Here is an 18,841-nt window from a genome sequence, read left to right as displayed (position 1 = left end):
TTCTGTACTGCGGAGTGAGCCAGATGGCGCTTATTATAGACTTCAGGCTTGACCTTGTGTACTTTCCTATCCTCAAGCCAAAGTTACCGACAAGCAACTATGCGAACTTATTATTGCGGCGAAGTTAAAAAGGAACATATTGGTGAGACCGTTACCCTGTGTGGATGGGTAGACCGTCGCCGCGATCACGGAGGTGTGATTTTTTTAGATTTGCGCGATCGCTCTGGCATTGTCCAAATCGTCAGCGACCCCCAGCGCACCCCAGATTCCTATCAAGATGCAGAAGCTCTGCGGAATGAATACGTTGTTAAAATCACAGGTCGAGTTACAGCGCGTCCAGAGGATTCTCTCAACCCTAAACTGCCAACAGGTGAGGTAGAAGTTTACGCTGACCAGATCGAACTGCTCAATAGCCTGAGCAAGCAGCTACCCTTCCAGGTGTCCACTTCCGATACTTCAGAAATCCGAGAAGAGTTGCGGCTCAAGTATCGCTATTTGGATTTAAGACGCGATCGCATGAGTCGTAATCTCCAACTGCGTCACCAAGTGGTCAAAGCCATCCGCCGCTACCTAGAAGACGAGCAAGGCTTCACCGAGGTTGAAACTCCAGTCCTCACCCGTTCCACCCCTGAAGGTGCCAGAGACTATTTAGTGCCCTCTCGTGTCAACCCAGGAGAGTGGTACGCCTTGCCCCAGTCCCCTCAACTCTTCAAGCAGTTGTTAATGGTATCTGGGTTTGATCGATACTATCAAATTGCTCGTTGCTTCCGGGATGAAGACCTCAGAGCTGACCGACAGCCAGAATTTACTCAGTTAGACATGGAAATGAGCTTCATGTCTCAAGAAGAGCTGCTCCAGCTTAATGAAGAGTTAGTCTGTCATATCTTCAGAACCGTCCAAGGCATCGAGTTACCCCGACCTTTCCCTCGCCTCACTTATGCTGAAGCCATGGGACGCTATGGCAGCGATAAACCTGATACGCGCTTTGGTTTAGAACTCGTTGATGTTTCTGATTTACTCAAAGACTCAGGATTCAAAGTCTTTTCGGGTGCAGTGGCGGCTGGGGGTATCGTCAAAGTATTACCCATTCCTGGCGGTAATGAACTGATTTCTAATGTGCGGATTAAGCCAGGGGGCGACTTATTCAAAGAAGCAACCGAAGCCGGTGCCAAGGGTGTTGCCTACATCCGAGTGCGCGATGACGGTGAAATCGACACGATTGGGGCGATTAAAGACAACCTGAGTGAAGCCCAAAAACAGGAATTACTGGAACGCACAGGAGCTAAACCGGGTCATCTCTTGCTATTTGGAGCAGGCTCAACTGACATCGTCAACAAGACCTTAGACCGACTGCGCGGCGCGATTGGTCGTGAATTGGGGTTAATTGACCCGGACAAGATTAACTTGTTGTGGGTGACAGACTTCCCCATGTTTGAGTGGAATGAGGATGAGAAGCGCTTAGAGGCATTACATCACCCGTTCACCGCGCCCCACCCCGATGATTTGGGGGACTTAAAAACGGCCAGAGCACAAGCCTATGACTTGGTTTATAACGGCTTTGAAGTGGGCGGCGGGAGTCTGCGGATTTACCAGCAGGACATTCAGCAGCAGGTGTTTGCAGCAATTGGCTTATCAGCAGAGGAAGCTCTCAATAAGTTCGGGTTTTTGCTGGAGGCCTTTGAATATGGCGCACCCCCTCATGGCGGAATTGCCTACGGCTTAGACCGTTTGGTGATGCTGATGGCGAAAGAAGAGTCGATTCGGGATGTGATTGCCTTCCCGAAGACACAGCAGGCTAGCTGCCTGCTTACTGATGCTCCGGCTGAGGTGGATGCCAAGCAGTTGAAGGAATTACAGGTGGCTTCTACTTACAAGCCCAAGACGTAAGAAAACATCTACAAGATTTCCCGTCCTGTGGTTGTGGAGGGCGGGGTCGTTCACAAAGCAATGAAAAGCTCCTAGAGCGCATAAACTAGGAGCTTGTTGTCCTATCGTTAGCACTGCCCTCATTACTTTGGACTTGTCTAAAAAAACGTTATCACCGTACATACAGACGAGCGTCTATCCCAAGACATGATTCTTAGACGCGGGGAGGTTAGTATACAGGAATACGACGGAGAGTGACTAAACGTTACAAATCTTTGTCAAAAAATTCGGATAAAAACCAAAAACAGCGCAAACCCAAACATTGGGCTGTCTACTGGTTAACAAATTCTTACAAAACCTCTCATAAAAATAAAAACTGGGTAGCTTCAAAGCCACCCAGGAGAATTTTTGCGGCAAACGTGTCAGTTTGCCTTCTTAACGAAAGTCAATTAAGCGATCGCAGCTTTCTTGATAGCTGCGTTCAGTTCACCTTTGGCATACTTAGCTGCATACGCTTCCAGGCTTACTTGCTTGATCTTGCTAGCATTGCCAGCAGTACCAAACTGCTCATAGCGGTCAGCACAAACTTTTTGCATGTAGGTGATGGAAGGCTTCAAGAAGTGACGGGGGTCAAACTCCTTGGGGTTTCCAGCCAGAGCTTCGCGTACAGCGGCGGTGATAGCTAGACGGTTATCGGTGTCAATGTTCACTTTCCGAACACCGCTCTTGATGCCTTTTTGAATTTCTTCGACAGGCACACCATAAGTTTCAGGAATGGCACCACCGAACTCGTTAATCAGCGCCAGTAGGTCTTCAGGAACCGAGGAAGAACCATGCATAACCAAGTGGGTATTTGGCAGGCGGCGGTGGATTTCTTCAATCCGGCTGATCGCTAAAATTTCACCCGTCGGCTTACGTGTGAACTTGTAAGCACCGTGGCTGGTTCCGATCGCAACAGCTAGGGCATCAACTTGAGTTTGCTCAACAAAGTCAACCGCTTGATCCGGATCGGTTAGCAGTTGAGAGTGGTCAAGCTTGCCCTCGAAACCGTGACCATCTTCGGCTTCACCCATACCGGTCTCCAGAGAACCCAAACAGCCCAGCTCACCTTCAACGCTAGCACCGATGGCATGAGCCACTTTCACCACTTCACGAGTCACATCGACGTTGTACTCGTAGCTGGCTGGGGTCTTCGCATCGGCTTCCAGAGAACCATCCATCATCACGCTGGTAAAACCGTTCTTGATGGCAGAGTAGCAAGTGGCAGGCTCGTTACCATGGTCTTGGTGCATGACGATGGGAATGTGGGGATAAGTTTCCACCGCAGCCAGAATCAGGTGACGGAGGAAGTTTTCGCCAGCGTACTTGCGAGCGCCACGAGAAGCCTGGAGAATCACAGGGCTATCGGTTGCATGGGCAGCTTGCATGATTGATTGGATCTGCTCCATGTTGTTGACGTTGAACGCCGGGATGCCGTAACCATTTTCAGCCGCATGATCGAGTAGCAGTCGCATTGGTACGAGCGCCATAGTAGTCCTCCTATTCTTTTGGTTCGTTGTCAGCTAGTCGTGTTGTCTTATAACAAGCTTAATTCTTACGACAATCTTAAGATAATTTACCAGTTTATAGGCAATTATCTCTAGAGATTTTTAAATCAGCTTTCCTTATGTAGGTAATAATCGCTTTCTATTCTTTGTAAATGGGTCGCCCGGGATTCGAACCCGGGACCAATCGGTTAAAAGCCGAATGCTCTACCACTGAGCTAGCGACCCGCAATCTGTGTGTGAAGCACACGACTTCTAACAATAGCACAACAATTTTCAAAAGGAAACTAAAAAATCACAAAAAAGTTATCTCAAGGGTGACAGATGTCTCCAAACTCTCTCCTGGAGCGAGTTCAGTCAGGTGTTCACCCGTGTTAAGAGAATTGCGGGGGGCACTCCACGGCTCTAGGCAATAAAAGTCTTTGCCTTTAACCGTCCAAAAAACCAGGGTAGAGTAGAGGTCGCTGTAACTCAGAGAAATCTTGAAGCCACGTCCCTGATCGGTAATACTGGCACAAGGCTCAGCAACCTGTGCAAAAGCCAAATCCAGTTCATCACGACTCAAATCGAAAGTGCCCAAGAACGGATGAACGGCTTTGGTTATCTGATCTTGATACTCGGAGGCTGAAATTTCAAACTCCAGTTGGGTCTTATCTGACGTAACGAAGTAGGGATGTAAACCTGTGGAAAAAGGCATCGGCTCATCGGAACGATTCGTGTAGCGCTGATGAATCTCCAAAGCGTTGCCAATGAGTTTGTAGGTAAAGGCAAGTTCAAAGTCGAAGGGGTAAACAGCACGAGTCTGGTCGTCACTGTTGAGAACGAGGGTAAGGCTTTCTGAGTTATGGTTAGCCTCTGAGGATTGTGCGACCTGCCAGGGCAAATCACGGGCAAAGCCATGTTGTTTGAGCTGATACGATTGACCTTGGTGTGTGTAGGTATTGTTGGGTAAATTACCGCAAATGGGGAAGAGGATGGGGATGCCACCCCGCACGCTCAAATTCGGGTCAGCAAAGCGATCGCTGTCTAGGTAGAGGATATCCTGCTGTTGGAGGCTCCAGTGGGTAATAATCGCACCCCGTTCGGGTACAACTTCGAGTCTAGAGTGAGCTTGAGGGTTCGTGAGAATGTAGGTTTTGTATTGTTTTTGTTCTATGGCGATCGCACACACAGGCGTCTTTCTCCCAAAACAGCGGCTGTTGGTTGGCTAGTTACACCAGAAACTTTAACAAACTCTTATCAGAAAACGACCGTTAGCTTTACGCCTTTTTTACGAGATATTTTTTAGGTTATGGGGATGAGCTGATGAGCAGCCATTAAATTTTAGGCTCTAGTAGTATTCTTAATTACTACGAAATAACCAGATTTTTGCTAACCTAGCTCACTGTTCCCTCATCTGTGACCTGCATCACAACAAAAAGGTGTGGAAAATCACAGTTATGGACTGACATGAATCAATGCCCAGATGCAAAAAAAACAGGATAGTGTTAACAATCCCCTACAGTAGTGCTCTGGTTTCATGATTCGCACGCTTGTCCAATCAGCTTTTCAAACGGGTTGTCTCAGTGTGGCTTCTGAAGGTCTAATCCGTCAGGTACTGGAAATGAAAGGTTACGAAGCATCAGATTTGGAAGCGCTGAATGCTCTCTATGAGGCCGTGGATTCCGGTCGAATTCAGCGAGAGGCTCATGGGAACAGCGCTATGACCTTGATGCCTAGCCGTCGCTAAGGCAAGAAGGCTGTAAAATGGCTTTTGCTTGAGTAACGCTTCATGACCAGAGACATAACCAGAGTGTTTAGCATGTAGGATTTGCCAAGGAGCCGTCTGCTGGAGCTGTTACACGAAAGTATGCTGAAGATAATTGTGCGTCAAGACCAGGTGGCGACTGCCCTGTAGGAGTTCACGTTTAGGAAAAATATCAAAGTCCTTTCCCTCGTGCCCAGCAGATAGCATGAGGAGTATGTCACAATAGCTATGTCTGAGTGCGATTCGATATCGTATCAAAACCTCAGATATCCATGTACCCCTAGTAGACCAGGATTTTTCACCTGGGAAGAGTGCGCTTGTCGCAATGGCGGAATTCATTTGTGCCTTAAAACAATTTCGGCTCCCTGCCGATACCCATCTGTTAAAAATTCCCATCGGATCACAGGGCAAATTGCTCTCCATCATTGCCTTGCCAAGAGTTTTACTAACTGCTCGTGCACTTGAATAAGGATGCCCCTAGTTGCTTTCCATCGTTGAAGGTACTAAAGTCACTCTCAAGATTGCTGTTGAATGCAAGCCAAACTTTTAAGCACTCAAGGGGAAAGAGCGTTAAGGCATCTTACCTTTGGCGGCGAGAAACCCACTGGGTTGGACGTCCGTCAAGCTCACAAGGAAGCTGTATCCCCCATTACAGGAACGGCTTGCTTCTTCACATACATATTGGAAGAGTTATTTGCTCAGGAGAAGCCAAATATGCTACACCGCAAGATTTATCAACTTTGTTGCGATGGTCGTGAAATCTGTGTTTTCTTGCGGGACCAGCAACGTTGGATTGAACGCGCTCGAATTGTTGATATAGAAGGCGATTTAGTTACCATTCGTTACGAAACTGAAGAAGAGGATGAAATCAGTTCCTGGGAAGAAATGGTTCGCCTGGAAAGTATTGGTTCTGTAACTCAGAAACTGGCTTCTGTGCCAAGAGGAAACTTTGAACCCTTGGTTTCTGACGATTGCCCGGAAGCTGAACAAATTCACCCGCGTTCCCAAGACTCGAATCTAGACTAGATTAGAAAACGAGTCGCTTGTTGGTTGCCCAAAAGTTCAAATCAAGCGTTTTTGAAGGCTCTAAAAACCTACGTACAGGATTGCCTGAATCCGCAGTGGACTTTCTGACCCAATAGCAAGGGTTGGAGCCATTCTAGGTTTAATAAGCTATAAAAACTCATGTAATCCTGGCCTGAACCCAGTGTGGAACCTTCTACACTGGGTTAAATGTTGAGTTAGGCGTTTAAGTCAGGGTCGGGTTCAATACCCAATCCGGGTTAACTACCCCTTGTTTGGTGGAGACAAGGCAGAAGGCAAAGGGCAAACCGGAGCTTTAGTGAGGACAGAAGAAAGAAAATACTTCAGGCAAAAAGAGGGTTATCAAGGCGGATTTGGTATCAAGTCCTTATGGCAAACTTTCCAGGTATGAGAGTTGTATTGCCAGACACCCCATGGCACTCAAAGGATTGTAACTCGGACAAAAGCCGTACTAAGAGGCTGGCGGGGGGGGTTCTACCGCTTCAAAAACTGGACAATACCCCTCTGGTGTCACCTTAAAACCGTAGAGAGGAGAAGCCGGATTCCAGCAGCGCTGCCCTCGTTGGTGACGGCAGTTTCCACAGCAATCGATGTTCATCGGTACTCTGGTATTGCCCGCTTGAGTGAGGAGTTCTCGTTGGGACAATCCCCTCAATACCAATTCTTCTCCCTGCCAGCGGGCTTCTACTAGACCCGTATCGGCAAAATCTTGCCAGCGAGGGTCAGCGGCGATCGCTTCTGGAAGGGTGACCGTGACTACCGTTCCTAACTCGGTTAGCTCACCTTCATAGTTGGCTTCGGCGGGTGCTGCCGGTTGGATAAATGTTTCACCAATCGGTAATTCTACTAAAGTTCCGGCGGCTGGGGAATGGAGATGGTACCGATTTTGCAACTCCTCTAAGCCAGTTAAATCTGCGAGGTAGGTAGGAGAACCGTGAATAAAAATGACGTGCTGGGGACGGAGATTATGAATCAACTGAGTGGTTCCCAAGCGATCGCCATGTTGAGCCAGTAGATAAGTTTCAACATCCGCTAGCTCAATGCTGTCTCTCGCCGAATATCTCGGATGATCCGGTCGCAGGATGACCGGATGGCTGGATTCTGGGTGCCAGTAATCGCTGACGTCAGCCGTTTCGTCGGTGATCACAATACAAGGGGACTGACCAATCGAAGCGAGTTGCCGCTCATCCAACAGTCGGACGCGAGGACGTACTCGCTCATCCCAAAACAGGGGTTGATGGCGGGCAAAGTTTTGTACGGATGTGGGGAAATGAGGCAACAGTTCCAAGTAGGCATTACAACCATCCGCGACGGTTCCCTCAACCCAAATATCGAGGTTACGACCCGTAAAGTGGTGATGACTCCGTAGAAGCATTAAAATTTCTTGACCTAACCCCAAGGTGGGCACTGGCAGCAAGACTGAGTATTTTTGGGCGATCGCGCGATCAATACGCTCTACTAACTGATTTTCCTGTTGTCGTCGGTGAGGATGCCGAGCTGAGCCGTAACTGCCTTCCACAATAAGCACATCAGGCTGCATTCCTCGTAAGGATTCAATCGATAATCCTTCTACCAGCCGCGAGTTGGATAGGAAAAAGTCACCCGTATAAAACAGGCGGTATGTTTTTTTGGGTGTAGTGTAGGTGAGTAAAAAAGCCGCGGCTCCAGGGAGGTGCCCAGCCGGAAATAATTCTGCACTCAATCCCTCGCAAAATTCCACCGGCGATCGCCAAGGCAATGCTTGACAGAAATGGGGAATTTTCTGGGGCGGCAACTCCGACCAATTGAGCGGCAAAAGTTGAGTGGTTACCTCACTGGCGTAGATGGGTAACTGGGGAAAGGCTTGGTGGAGTGCGAGCAATCCCTGGGCATGATCCGAGTGGGCGTGGCTGCACAAGACTAAATCGGCAGGTGGATGGGAACTCGATTGTAGGGGTGATATATTCTCTAATCCACAATCGAGGAGAATGCGGTGTGGCCCCATCTGCACCAATAAACAAATGCCCTCAGCACCATGACCTACTGCATAGGGGAAACAAACTAATTGATCATCTTCAACATAGGATGCCATTGGGCGTTGATGGCTCATGAACGGTCAGAGAGTCGCACTCAATAATCAGCTATTAGCTATTGCTATTGGGTTAATCATTCCCTTTCTCCGTGTCCAGTGAGTTGGGACAACTGACTACAGATGACTTATCCTCCTCCAGAGCTGTTGGCTGACGCATGAGGTGACATGCTTTCGAGTGTTCTAGGAACATGAGCTTCGTTACCGAAACACGCTAGCGCTCCGCTAAGCTAAATTCTTGTTGACACATAACCCAAAGCATGATAACCCAACAAGGTGATCTCAACTAGGGATTTTGACCACCACCCCATGCCTCGACGCACGATGAATGAACGCTAGCGACATGCCAGTGTCCGCTGCTCTTACGACCGCTACGCTATTGCTAACGGTATCGGTTATATCTAATCGGTTGTTGTTCTGGAGGACTTGTTCTCCTATTCCCCTTCCTGAACTCTAACCCGCGTCTTCTCCTATTCGTAGCGTCTCTCTAGGGGCTGCCGAGGGGGGTTAAACCCCGGTTAGCTTTCCACCTGCATCGCAAGCCAGCAACTAGCTATTCAGTATCCATTTTATCAGATTTTTTTGTAATCATAGGATAACGATTTAGTGTCGCTCACGTTCTCTAGCGCCAAAAAATCGACCCTGAATAGAGGTTCTGAGTCCCTGAAGTTCAGCAACTATTTATCCCAGCGCGGTGAGAGTTGGGATGCAGTTGAGATTCCAGCGTATTAACTACCGTGGAAATCTTAGTGGGCCGAACCGTTACCGTGATAGTTGTCGGAATCGTAAAATCCGTTTTTCGTACCGAAAATCAGGGATGACACTGTAAAAACAATGGTCAGTATCACTAAAATCAGTTTGACATCCATGGATTTAATAACCTCCTCTCTATTGATCCCATTGAGGGACTTCAGGGCTTTTTAATGATGAATTTTCACTTATCATCAGCTCAAATTGTAGAACCGAATTGGCTCGCCCGTCTATCTCCTGAAGTGGCACCCGATCTAGTGGGTTGCACATTGGTGCGCCAGTTTAGCGATGGCACCCTCCTGCGGGGAATGATTGTAGAAACTGAAGCCTATGGCCCTGACGACCCGGCCTGTCATGCTTATCGACGTCGCACACAACGCAATGAGGCGATGTTTGGGCCTGCGGGTCGCACTTATGTCTATTTAATTTACGGGGTCTACTATTGCCTGAATATTGTTACAGACCAGGAAGACATTGGCAGTGCGGTCTTGATTCGCGCTTTGCAGTTACAGTCCATACCCAGTTGGGTTGAACCGCACGAAGGCTCAAAACAGCATCGCGTCGCGGCGGGTCCCGGTAAGCTCTGCAAGGTGTTGCAAATTAACTTGACCTTGAATAATCAAATCTTACAGCCTGGTCAACCCCTTTGGTTGGAGCACCGTCCACCAGAATTTGTCCCTAACTTGATGCAGACGACTCGAATTGGTTTATCAAAAGGAGCGGATTTGCCTTGGCGATGGTATTTAAAAGATTGTCCAGCTGTTTCTAGGCTATGAATAGCCGCCACACCTGTTGTTAAAGCACAATTTCTTGCCCTTGCTGCGTGAAGCGAACATTCTTAATCTTCAATCGGGAGTTATCAGTCAGGGTTTTACGAAGACTGCCAAAAAGGGCAAACTGTTCGCAGCTAGAGAGAGAAACAAACTGTCGCCGTGAATTGGGTGACAAGCGGAAATCGACGGTAGCAACACCACTTTTGGAGTTAACTTGGACACGATATCCCGCTAGATCGAAATCGCCGGAGTCAGCTTGTTTTAAAACTTGTCCCACGGCAGTATCGACGACACGAGTGGCTGGAACAGCTACTTTTTCAGGAACCAGAGTCTGACACTGATTATCGGCTTGATAGATGGTGAGGGTAACTGTATCCTTCGCTTGAGCAATAGAATCACTCGTGTTCGCGGGTTGACGGGTGACAGGCGTTTGCGGCTGGGGTTGAGCTGGTGTTGCAGCAGCTCTTGCAGACAATGTTGTAGAAGGCATATTACCCATTTCTTGGGTTGGTGAGTTTGCCTTGTCACTTTGACGATTGGCGACAGAAGAAGCACAACTACTGAGACTAAGAACGATTAGTCCAGTCATGAGAGGCGCTAAATATTTTTTGAGAGGGTTCATCGCTAAACAATTTGTATAAGAGAGGTTTTGTAGACAGGGACTGGAAGCGAAAACCACAGTCAAAATCTCCAATCCCGGATTGAGAAATGTAACTGTTAGAGGCTAATATTGACTTACTGATGTCTTGACGCGATATCAGTGAAGATTTCTGTGGTTTTTATGGACCGAAGTCCATCAATTGGTAGTAGCAAGCTCCTGAGCGCATAGAGAGCCATGGCTCCCAGCGCGAGGGAGCTAAAGGGGGTTGCATGTTTACTCAGGACAGTTGTCTTGCACTGTCGCACTTGGCTGATTCTTTTCAGTTCAAGTGGGAACGGGGCTTATGCCAATATCCCCCCAACCCTCCTTGAGGAGGAGAATTGGGGCGCTAAAGTGGCTGAAATCCTCGAAATTCAGTAACGGCTACGAAATTTCTAGGCTTACCCGCTTTGGTGGGGAAAATAGTGTTGCGGAACTACCCTAGAAGTTAGGTGATGAGCGCTGGTACTAGCAAAAGAGCGCACTAGAGTTCTTCAGGATGCATCGCACACCTCGCACCGCCGAGGAAGCGAATAGTGCCCAGTAACGGCTTTGTAGAAGCGAGTAGTGCGCCACCGCCTCTATTAAAAGGTGCAGTGTTTTATTCTGGCTATTTCCTGATTCCTCTATCTTTCCACATGAGAGCATCCGTGGTGTAAACGAATGGGGCGAGCGCTGTTTGATTCGCTCACCGAAGATTAGACCAATCAAAACTTTGATGATTGTCCCCCGGAAGTAATTCAGACAACAAAGGGTTCACTCGATGACGTTTGTTTATGTCAAATTAAGGAGGAATTTTGTTACCTGTATTGCTTCTCACTCTTACTCAGATTGACGAAAGATTACAAATTGGTTCTATCGTCCTGATGATGTTAGAAACCTTGTGGTATGTACTATTTAACGGGTTCACGTTAACATCGTTGATGACTGCGGATCTATTTTCAATCAATAGCTTAAAGTAACTAAAAATGTACCGAATGATTGACTGCTTAATTCCTCCATTGCGAACCTTATCTGGACGAGCTGCCTACTGGTAATTATGGCAATTGCCAGCCTTAAATTTTATCGATTCTATGGATCGAAGTCCATTTTCTAACAGTAGTAATCGCCTGAGTGCTGGATGAGCCTTCTCTCCTGCACAAGGGAGAATTAGGAGGTTTTATGCTTACTCAAGATGTTCGCAATACACTCTTTGATGTTGCCGATTTAAACCAGCTCAAATCTGCACTGAATCGCTTGCCGGCGGTAGATGTAGGAGAATTTATTTCCGATTTATCTCCGGAACGCAGAGCGATCGCCTTTCGCATTCTCCAGAAAGATCAAGCGATCAGTGTCTTTGAATATTTACCGCCGGACATTCAAGAAGAACTGATTGGTGCCCTACACGATACCCAGGTTTTTCAGATTGTCGAGGCGATGAGTCCCGATGACCGGGCAGAATTGTTTGATGAATTACCGGCTGGGGTGGTTAAGCGGCTTTTGCAACGACTCAGTGCCACTGAACGTCAGGCAACGGCGATGATTTTAGGCTATGCCGAAGGCACTGCCGGACGTGTGATGACGACGGAATTCGTGCAGTTACGGGGAGGCTTAACGGTTGGAGAAGCTCTCAATAAGATACGTCTGACTGACCACGATAAGGAAACGATTTACTACGCTTACGTCACCGATGACAACCACAAACTCGTTCGAGTTGTATCCCTACGGCAACTGTTATTTTCGCTTCCTAATGCCCTGATCCATGATATTTCCAGCGATCGCCTGATTAAAGCCCGCACCGAAATGCCTCAGGAAGAAGTCGCCCAACTCATGAAGCGCTATGATTTGCTGGCATTGCCTGTGGTTGACCGCGAAGACCGTTTGGTGGGGATTGTGACGATTGATGATGTCGTGGATATCTTGGAGGAAGAAGCAACAGAAGATATTCAAAAACTAGCAGGGGTGAGTGGTGGAGATGAATCGGCCTTGTCCCCTCCCTGGATCACGATTCGCAAGCGCCTACCCTGGCTTGTGGGTGTGATGGGATTGTACATCGGAGCTGCCAGCGTGATCGCACCCTTTCAAAAAGTGATTGCTATGGTGCCTGTGTTAGCCGTCATCATGCCTATTTTTTCCAACACAGGGGGTACCGTGGGCATTCAAGCGTTAACGGTAACGATCCGAGGACTCGGTGTGGGCGAGGTGACTCCCAAAGATACCCTGAAGATTCTACGCAAGGAAATTCTTGCCGGTTTGGGTACCGCCCTCTCCTTAGGTCTAACCATGATTGCCCTCTCTTTAATCTGGGCCGCGCCCCAAGAACGTTGGGTGTCCTTAGTGGCGGGAACGGTCATGGCAATGAATGTCTTTGTGGCTGTGACCCTAGGAACCTTGTTACCCATGGCAATGAAACGACTCAAACTCGATCCGGCACTGATTAGCGGCCCCCTACTCACCACCATGCTAGATGCCGTTGGGTTTATGATTTTCCTCTCACTGATTTCGCTTTCCTTAAATGTTCTGCATTTAAACCCCTAAGCGGCAGTAGGCTATAACTCTTTGTGGAAATCCCACAGGTGAACCGCGATCAAACTCCCTCGATCGCGGTATGTTGGCTAATAGTTAGTTTTAACCCATCTCTATGGCTACTACCGTTTGGACACGCCGCCACGTTCTTGGGTTGGCTGATTTCACGCCCGCAGAATTTGATACAGTCTTGCAAACGGCTGCCAGCTTTCGGGAGGTACTCTCAACGCGAACGAAAAAGGTACCCGCGTTGCAGGGTCATGTGGTTGCCAATCTGTTCTTTGAACCCTCAACGAGAACTCGCAGTAGTTTTGAGTTGGCGGCAAGGCGTCTGTCTGCCGATACGCTAAACTTTGCAGCCAATACTTCTTCCCTAACCAAAGGGGAAACCATTCTGGATACGGCGAAGACCTATCTGGCGATGGGAGCGGATATGATGGTGATTCGCCATCGAGAAGCTGGGGTACCCCATGCGATCGCAGATGAAATGAACCAGTTGGGTGTCCGAGTTAGCATCCTCAACGCAGGTGACGGACAGCACGAACATCCCTCCCAAGGTTTGCTTGACCTGTTTACAATTACCTCTCTAATTGATTTTGAATACCCCCGCTTAGGGCTTTTAGCGGGGAAAAAGATTGTGATTGTCGGGGATATTTTGCACTCACGGGTTGCCCGTTCTAATATCTGGAGTTTGACTTCTAGTAAGGCCGAAGTGCATCTGGCGGGGCCACCGACGCTGCTTCCTAAATTGTTAGGCCAAATCGGAGATTCTTCCCTTCAAAATCGCAAGTTATTTCTGCATTGGGAACTCGAACCCGCCTTAAAAGATGCCGATTTTGTCATGACCTTACGGCTGCAAAAAGAGCGCATGACCTCACATCTGTTGCCGAGTTTACGAGAATACCATCAGCATTTTGGAATTACGCGCGAGCGATTAAAGCTTTGCAAACCCGATGTTAAAATTCTCCACCCAGGCCCCGTCAACCGGGGGGTAGAAATTAGTTCTGACTTGATGGACGACCCAGAGTTTAGTCTGATTTCCCAGCAGGTAACAAGTGGTGTTGCTGTGCGGATGGCATTACTGTACCTGATGGGTAGCGGCAAAAATTAGTTAGGGAGTGTTTCTTCGCTTAACGTTAGATTGAATTAGCTCATTTCTCTAGGAGTCATAGCAAATCCGTATTTATAGAATCCCCAAACTTTTTTAAACAGCATCAATGGCGAGACCGAATTATGGCCCTCAAGCTAAACAGCGCACTAAACGCCTTTTGGAGGCACTCCTGGCTTATGCCAATCACGAATTGGAGGATGCTGAGCGACTCAAGATCCAGAGCAACTGGAATTCAGAAAAACGTCTGATTGTCAAGACAAAAATCAGATTTTTGCAAGAGTTAACAGCCCTAGCGCCACCTGGCGGTAAGTTAAATAGTGAACAAATCAAGGAAGCGCTGCATCGCCTTGAGGATTTTTTGGGGATTTTGGAGGACAATCGGCTCAAGACGCAGGGGGCAGATGACTGGCATTTCACCTTGAAGCTTTGGTATGGACGGCAGGATCAACAAGCCAATTTAAAGCGGTTGGATGTGGAGTGGGAGCGTCGTCGGCTGCAAAAGCCGATTGGTGAAGAACGCGACAACACAAAAGCAGACTTTCGCGAGAGTACACCACCCATCCAAGAGCTAAAATCTAAAATCCAAAATCAAATTGATTGGGGAGAAGCGCCAGAAGTTTCCAGTTTCTATGGACGCACGGAAGAACTTCACCAGTTAGAGCGATGGATTGTGCATGAGCGTTGCAAACTAATCGCCCTATTGGGTATCGGGGGAATTGGTAAAACCACACTGGCGGTGATGTTGGTAGAACAAATTCAGGAGGAGTTTGAGTGCGTCGTCTGGCGCAGTCTCAAGTCAGCACCACCGATTCAAACCCTATTAGAGAGCTTGCTGCAATCCCTCTCCCAGGGCAAAGAAACCCTGTCCTCTGACGATGTTCACCAAGGGATATCTCAGCTCCTTCATCACCTGCGACAGCGCCGTTGTCTCGTGATTTTAGATGAGGTAGAGGTAATTCTGTCGAGTCACGAAGGGCAGAGTTGTCCTCAGTTCGGACAATATCAGGAGAGATATGAGGGTTATGGGGAGTTACTACGGCGAGTTGGTGGCGAACGTCATCAAAGTTGTATCCTGCTAACCAGTCGCGAGAAACCTGGAGAAATTACGGCATTGGAGGGTGAAACCCTGCCCGTCCATTCCCACCTACTGTGGGGTTTACAGGCTAAGGACGCCATCGATATTTTTAGGGAAAAAGGTTTTTCTGGCTCAGAGAATGGGCTAATCCAATTAATTCATCTTTATGGTGGTAATCCTTTAGCTTTGAAAGTGATTATCACCATGATTCAGGAGATTTGCAATGGTAATATCTCCTACTTTTTACAGCAAAATACTTTAGTGTTGAGCGATCGCCTGCGGACACTGCTCAAGCAACAAGTCAACCGTCTTTCGGAGTTGGAAAAAGAGGTAGTGTATTGGTTGGCAATTGAACGCGAACCCATTTCATTGTCTAGATTACGAGCAAATTTGCTGTTACCTCCGTCTCAATCCCGATTACTGGAGGCATTAGCATCTTTGGAGCGGCGCTCTCTCATTGAAAAGGTTACACCTGCGCCCATGGAGAAAATGGCAGAAGGGGGTGAGACATTGTTCACCTTGCAGCCACTGGTGATGAAATATGCGATCGAGGAATTCATTGAACAAGCCGTCAATGAGATTGAGGCTGTACTTGAGACGCACGATATTGAGCCATTCAAGCTTTTGAGAAACCATTCACTCATTAAGCCTAATGCGCCCAGTAATCCAGATGGTAGGGGCGCTCGACCCATCGCTTCTACCCAGATGTTGACACGACTGAGGAATGGTCTACTACAAATGTTTCGATGTGATGATAGCCTGATCGCGGAGGAACTCAGTGAAATTTTACCGTTGCTCAGAGGCAAATCAGCAATAACGGTGGGATATACAGGTCGCAATTTGCTAAAACTGTTCGAGGCTTTAGGGATTGATTCGGACACCTACGATTGGCAAGATATTCCGATGCGGTAAGTTGAACTTTGTACCGAGGTTGTTAAAGTCTGTTCGCTAAAACTCAAAATTCCGAGTTGTTTCCTCACCCAAGCCCGAAAAGGCTTCATTTTTTTCGGATAGACCATAGTTGTTATTCCATGAAAACTTATAATTCAACCTTCAAACTCAAAGATTGTGCTTCTTCTGGTTACTGCACAGATCATTAAATCACATGGGTGGCTCCTCCTTTGCGATCGCTTGGTGCGCCTCGATCCACTGGAGATGTCTCAGCTTCTAGTTGAGGGCTTAAGCTAGATACATTCTGTTGCGCTACAACTGTTTTGAACATCGAAGTCAGCCTAAATTGGGCGGAATGAGTAGTGCTTACAGGCAAGTTCAATCCTGTGGTTAAAATCATGGTGGTCAAAACTGCCAAATACTGCTCGCGCATGAGTGACTCCTGTGTGGTATCAGCCGTAGCTTTGAGCGGGGCTTGAGCTACTGAAATTAGAATATTTGGGGGAAACCACCTCAAGCTATCAGCCGATTACGGAGTCTGGAACTCCCTGAAAATCAAAGATCAGCAGTTGGGGGAACTCCCCAAACTTAGGGGAATCCCCAAACTTTTCACTCGCAAAACCTCACTCCCCAGATCCTCATATGGACTCTCCCTTCCTACAAAGGTTAGGGCACTCAAAAAGCCCCTCCCCGATGCGGGGAGGGGTTTCAAACATTTATGCAAGAGGTCTACTATCGACGCACAGGCTTAGTGAGAACAGGTTTAGGAGCCACCTCTTTAAACTGATTCCCAGGGTTAAGGTGAGAAGACACCTTCGAGGATTTAGAAGATTGAGGTAACTTTGTGAGCTTCATTTCTAATTTGGGAAACTGAGCGGTTAATTGAACTTGCCGCTCAACTTCTTCCTGGAAATTCTGCTTGCGAGAATACTCAACCATCTTGGCTTGAGCCGTCTCATAGCTCGGTGTTTCTTCTGAGATTTGTGATAAATATTTCAAGGCGGTTTTGAAGTCTCTTCGGGATGCCTGTTGATAAGCTTGTTGTAATAACCGTTCTGCCTTAATCTGTTGTTTTTGGGTATATTCCTTGAGCTTCGGTTGAATCTTGCTGCCTGTATCAGTCTCTGGAGGAATTTGTTTGATCAGGGTAATCGCCCCTGTGAAGTCTTTTTGGGCGGCGAGTTGGTAAGCTTGTTTTAATAAATGTTGGGCTTCTGCCTCCACTTCAGGTTTGGCTTGTTCAACCAAAAGGTCAAACTTGTATTGCCAATAGGCAATTTCGGGAGCTTTGCGAGCTTCTTCGAGTACATCTCGCCAGCGTCCCTCCTCCAAGGCTTGTTCCACTACTTTGAATTGAGTCGCTGCCTTGTTCCATTGGGAGCGCCACTCTTGGACAGTAGCCACCGACTCTTGATAAACGGAACTATCAGTCGGAATTGATTTGGCTAAAGTCAGGGCTTCGTCAAAATTCCCGGCTTGATATTCTTGTGTCGCTCTTTCTAAAATATCGAGTGCGGGATTAGACGGAGCCGTATGCAGTAGCGAATAAAGCCCAAACGAGATGGCTAAAGCATTAGAGGTGGCTAGCCCAGCTCCTATTCCGGTCATAATGGGCGGTAGTTTAGGACAGCAGGCGATCGCTATTTCACGCGCATACTCCCATCTTGGGCTAATGTTACTCCCTTCATCCTCTTCTTTTGCCTGTTCACTTGCTGGCTGATGTTGCTCCAGAGAAGATGGGGAAAAATGGCTTTGGGGTAACCGGGAAACACTATGAAAACACAGCGCCAAATCGTCCGCTTCTGCTAAACCGGAAACCGACTCAGAACCTGATGAGTCCGATAACTCCTGAGTTTTTGCTTCTTGCTCCTGACTCTTTGGACTCTCTATCACCAGAGTCTTGAGTATTGCTCGGGCATCTGTGGCAGACTGATAGCGAGACTTGAAGTCATAGCGCACCATGCTGTTGAGCACGCACGCTAGAGCGTCACTGATGGCGGCTTGCTTTTGCCAGTGGATCTGACCACTACTAGGATTGATGGGTAATTGCAGGGGATCTAGCCCTGTGACTGCCTGAATCGCAATCATACCCACGGCATAAAGGTCGCTGCTAGGGCACAGTTGACCACTAAATTGCTCTGCTGGGATGTAGCCTAAGGGAGGAATCGCCACAGGAGCGAGAGCGGGCTGAACTGCAACAATTTGTGGCTGGACTGGACTCTGAGGAATAGAGTGAGCAACGCCAAAGTCAATTAAAACCAGCTTGCCATCACACAGACGTCTGATCAGGTTGCTGGGTTTGATGTCGCCGTGAATGATTCCCTGGCGATGAACAAATTCCAAAAGACCCAAAACGTCCTCTAAGAGTTCAATACACTGAACTTCACTCCAGCGTTTGTTATCATATAGATCAAGAGGCAGTTCTACACTCAGTGCTTCTCCCACAATCAGTTCTCGCACCAAGTAGAATCCCTGTTCGTCTTCAAAGGCATCTAAGAATTGCGGAAGCTGGTCATGGGTACCCAGTTTTCTGATCGCTTCTGCATCGCTAGTGAATCGACGCTTACAAATTTCCCATCGTTTAGGATGGTGACCTTGGGGTTGAAAGAACTTAACCACACATTGAGGCGTACCGCTGAGCCAGGAATCTTCGGCAACATAGGTGTGCCCAAAATCTCCCATACTCAGAACTTGAACAATTTTGTAACGCCCGTTTAGAAACTTTCCCAAAACAGGCTGGTTTGTCTCAGTGTTCAACGGACTTCTCCCTGCCAGAATACCCTTACATTTAGAACATCGATTCAGTCCCCGCTCTGCTCACCGCTTC

General features: G+C 47.9%; 13 protein-coding genes and 1 tRNA gene. 7 read left to right on the top strand and 7 right to left on the bottom strand.

The window, feature by feature from the left end:
- The first annotated feature begins 99 nt into the window (after positions 1–99).
- Positions 100–1,887 (top strand): aspartate--tRNA ligase, encoded by a 1,788-nt coding sequence (gene aspS / locus NDI48_04010; GenBank protein ID MEP0830368.1) that lies wholly within the window; start codon positions 100–102, stop codon positions 1,885–1,887.
- A gap of 428 nt (positions 1,888–2,315) precedes the next feature.
- On the opposite strand, the gene fba is transcribed toward aspS, so the two are convergent.
- The 3 genes from fba to NDI48_03995 all read right to left on the bottom strand — a co-directional run bounded on the left by fba (position 2,316) and on the right by NDI48_03995 (position 4,581).
- Positions 2,316–3,395, bottom strand: coding sequence for a fructose-bisphosphate aldolase class II (gene fba, locus NDI48_04005; protein ID MEP0830367.1), 1,080 nt, complete (start codon positions 3,393–3,395; stop codon positions 2,316–2,318).
- Between the two features lie 171 nt (positions 3,396–3,566).
- A tRNA-Lys gene (locus NDI48_04000) sits at positions 3,567–3,638 on the bottom strand.
- Between the two features lie 67 nt (positions 3,639–3,705).
- Positions 3,706–4,581 carry an aldose epimerase gene (locus NDI48_03995; GenBank protein MEP0830366.1) on the bottom strand — a complete coding sequence of 292 codons (876 nt, stop codon included), beginning with the start codon at positions 4,579–4,581 and terminating at the stop codon, positions 3,706–3,708.
- Between the two features lie 348 nt (positions 4,582–4,929).
- Between NDI48_03995 and NDI48_03990 the strand changes: the two genes are divergently transcribed.
- Both NDI48_03990 and NDI48_03985 read left to right on the top strand, forming a co-directional pair.
- Positions 4,930–5,139, top strand: coding sequence for a hypothetical protein (locus NDI48_03990; GenBank protein ID MEP0830365.1), 210 nt, complete (start codon positions 4,930–4,932; stop codon positions 5,137–5,139).
- Positions 5,140–5,871: 732 nt separating this feature from the next.
- Complete coding sequence (locus NDI48_03985) at positions 5,872–6,183, top strand: hypothetical protein (GenBank protein ID MEP0830364.1); 312 nt, start codon at positions 5,872–5,874, stop codon at positions 6,181–6,183.
- Positions 6,184–6,652: 469 nt separating this feature from the next.
- Here NDI48_03985 and NDI48_03980 read toward each other — a convergent pair whose 3' ends face one another.
- Positions 6,653–8,290: an MBL fold metallo-hydrolase gene (locus NDI48_03980; GenBank protein ID MEP0830363.1), complete on the bottom strand. Its 1,638-nt coding sequence runs from the start codon at positions 8,288–8,290 to the stop codon at positions 6,653–6,655.
- Positions 8,291–9,192: 902 nt separating this feature from the next.
- Here NDI48_03980 and NDI48_03975 point away from each other — a divergent pair.
- Positions 9,193–9,795, top strand: coding sequence for a DNA-3-methyladenine glycosylase (locus NDI48_03975; protein ID MEP0830362.1), 603 nt, complete (start codon positions 9,193–9,195; stop codon positions 9,793–9,795).
- Positions 9,796–9,814: 19 nt separating this feature from the next.
- Here the strand turns inward: NDI48_03975 and NDI48_03970 are convergent, their stop codons facing one another.
- Entirely contained in the window at positions 9,815–10,414 is a 600-nt protein-coding gene (locus NDI48_03970) for a sporulation/spore germination protein (GenBank protein ID MEP0830361.1), read from the bottom strand.
- Positions 10,415–11,593: 1,179 nt separating this feature from the next.
- On the opposite strand from NDI48_03970, the gene mgtE reads away from it, so the two are divergent.
- From mgtE to NDI48_03955, 3 genes are all read left to right on the top strand, one after another.
- Positions 11,594–12,949 (top strand): magnesium transporter, encoded by a 1,356-nt coding sequence (mgtE, locus tag NDI48_03965; protein ID MEP0830360.1) that lies wholly within the window; start codon positions 11,594–11,596, stop codon positions 12,947–12,949.
- A gap of 103 nt (positions 12,950–13,052) precedes the next feature.
- Positions 13,053–14,048, top strand: coding sequence for an aspartate carbamoyltransferase catalytic subunit (locus NDI48_03960; protein MEP0830359.1), 996 nt, complete (start codon positions 13,053–13,055; stop codon positions 14,046–14,048).
- A 106-nt stretch (positions 14,049–14,154) separates the two neighbouring features.
- The gene (locus tag NDI48_03955; GenBank protein MEP0830358.1) at positions 14,155–16,035 is read left to right on the top strand and encodes an NB-ARC domain-containing protein; all 1,881 of its coding nucleotides are present in this window, start codon (positions 14,155–14,157) and stop codon (positions 16,033–16,035) included.
- A gap of 184 nt (positions 16,036–16,219) precedes the next feature.
- Here NDI48_03955 and NDI48_03950 read toward each other — a convergent pair whose 3' ends face one another.
- Positions 16,220–16,447: a hypothetical protein gene (locus NDI48_03950; GenBank protein ID MEP0830357.1), complete on the bottom strand. Its 228-nt coding sequence runs from the start codon at positions 16,445–16,447 to the stop codon at positions 16,220–16,222.
- A gap of 299 nt (positions 16,448–16,746) precedes the next feature.
- Entirely contained in the window at positions 16,747–18,771 is a 2,025-nt protein-coding gene (locus NDI48_03945; GenBank protein MEP0830356.1) for a protein kinase, read from the bottom strand.
- Between the last annotated feature and the right edge of the window lie 70 nt (positions 18,772–18,841).

It is taken from the genome of Microcoleus sp. AS-A8, from assembly GCA_039962225.1.
Lineage (GTDB): Bacteria > Cyanobacteriota > Cyanobacteriia > Cyanobacteriales > Coleofasciculaceae > Allocoleopsis.
The sequence above is the reverse complement of the archived record's forward strand: the minus strand, read 5'-3'. Positions and strand labels throughout refer to the sequence as shown.

Bases quoted from the DNA above. Each gene is read 5' to 3' on its own strand.
- aspS (MEP0830368.1), top strand. From the start codon at position 100: ATGCGAACTTATTATTGCGGCGAAGTTAAAAAGGAACATATTGGTGAG.
- fba (MEP0830367.1), bottom strand. From the start codon at position 3,395: ATGGCGCTCGTACCAATGCGACTGCTACTCGATCATGCGGCTGAAAAT.
- NDI48_03990 (MEP0830365.1), top strand. From the start codon at position 4,930: ATGATTCGCACGCTTGTCCAATCAGCTTTTCAAACGGGTTGTCTCAGT.
- NDI48_03985 (MEP0830364.1), top strand. From the start codon at position 5,872: ATGCTACACCGCAAGATTTATCAACTTTGTTGCGATGGTCGTGAAATC.
- NDI48_03980 (MEP0830363.1), bottom strand. From the start codon at position 8,290: ATGAGCCATCAACGCCCAATGGCATCCTATGTTGAAGATGATCAATTA.
- NDI48_03975 (MEP0830362.1), top strand. From the start codon at position 9,193: ATGATGAATTTTCACTTATCATCAGCTCAAATTGTAGAACCGAATTGG.
- NDI48_03970 (MEP0830361.1), bottom strand. From the start codon at position 10,414: ATGAACCCTCTCAAAAAATATTTAGCGCCTCTCATGACTGGACTAATC.
- mgtE (MEP0830360.1), top strand. From the start codon at position 11,594: ATGCTTACTCAAGATGTTCGCAATACACTCTTTGATGTTGCCGATTTA.
- NDI48_03960 (MEP0830359.1), top strand. From the start codon at position 13,053: ATGGCTACTACCGTTTGGACACGCCGCCACGTTCTTGGGTTGGCTGAT.
- NDI48_03955 (MEP0830358.1), top strand. From the start codon at position 14,155: ATGGCGAGACCGAATTATGGCCCTCAAGCTAAACAGCGCACTAAACGC.
- NDI48_03950 (MEP0830357.1), bottom strand. From the start codon at position 16,447: ATGCGCGAGCAGTATTTGGCAGTTTTGACCACCATGATTTTAACCACA.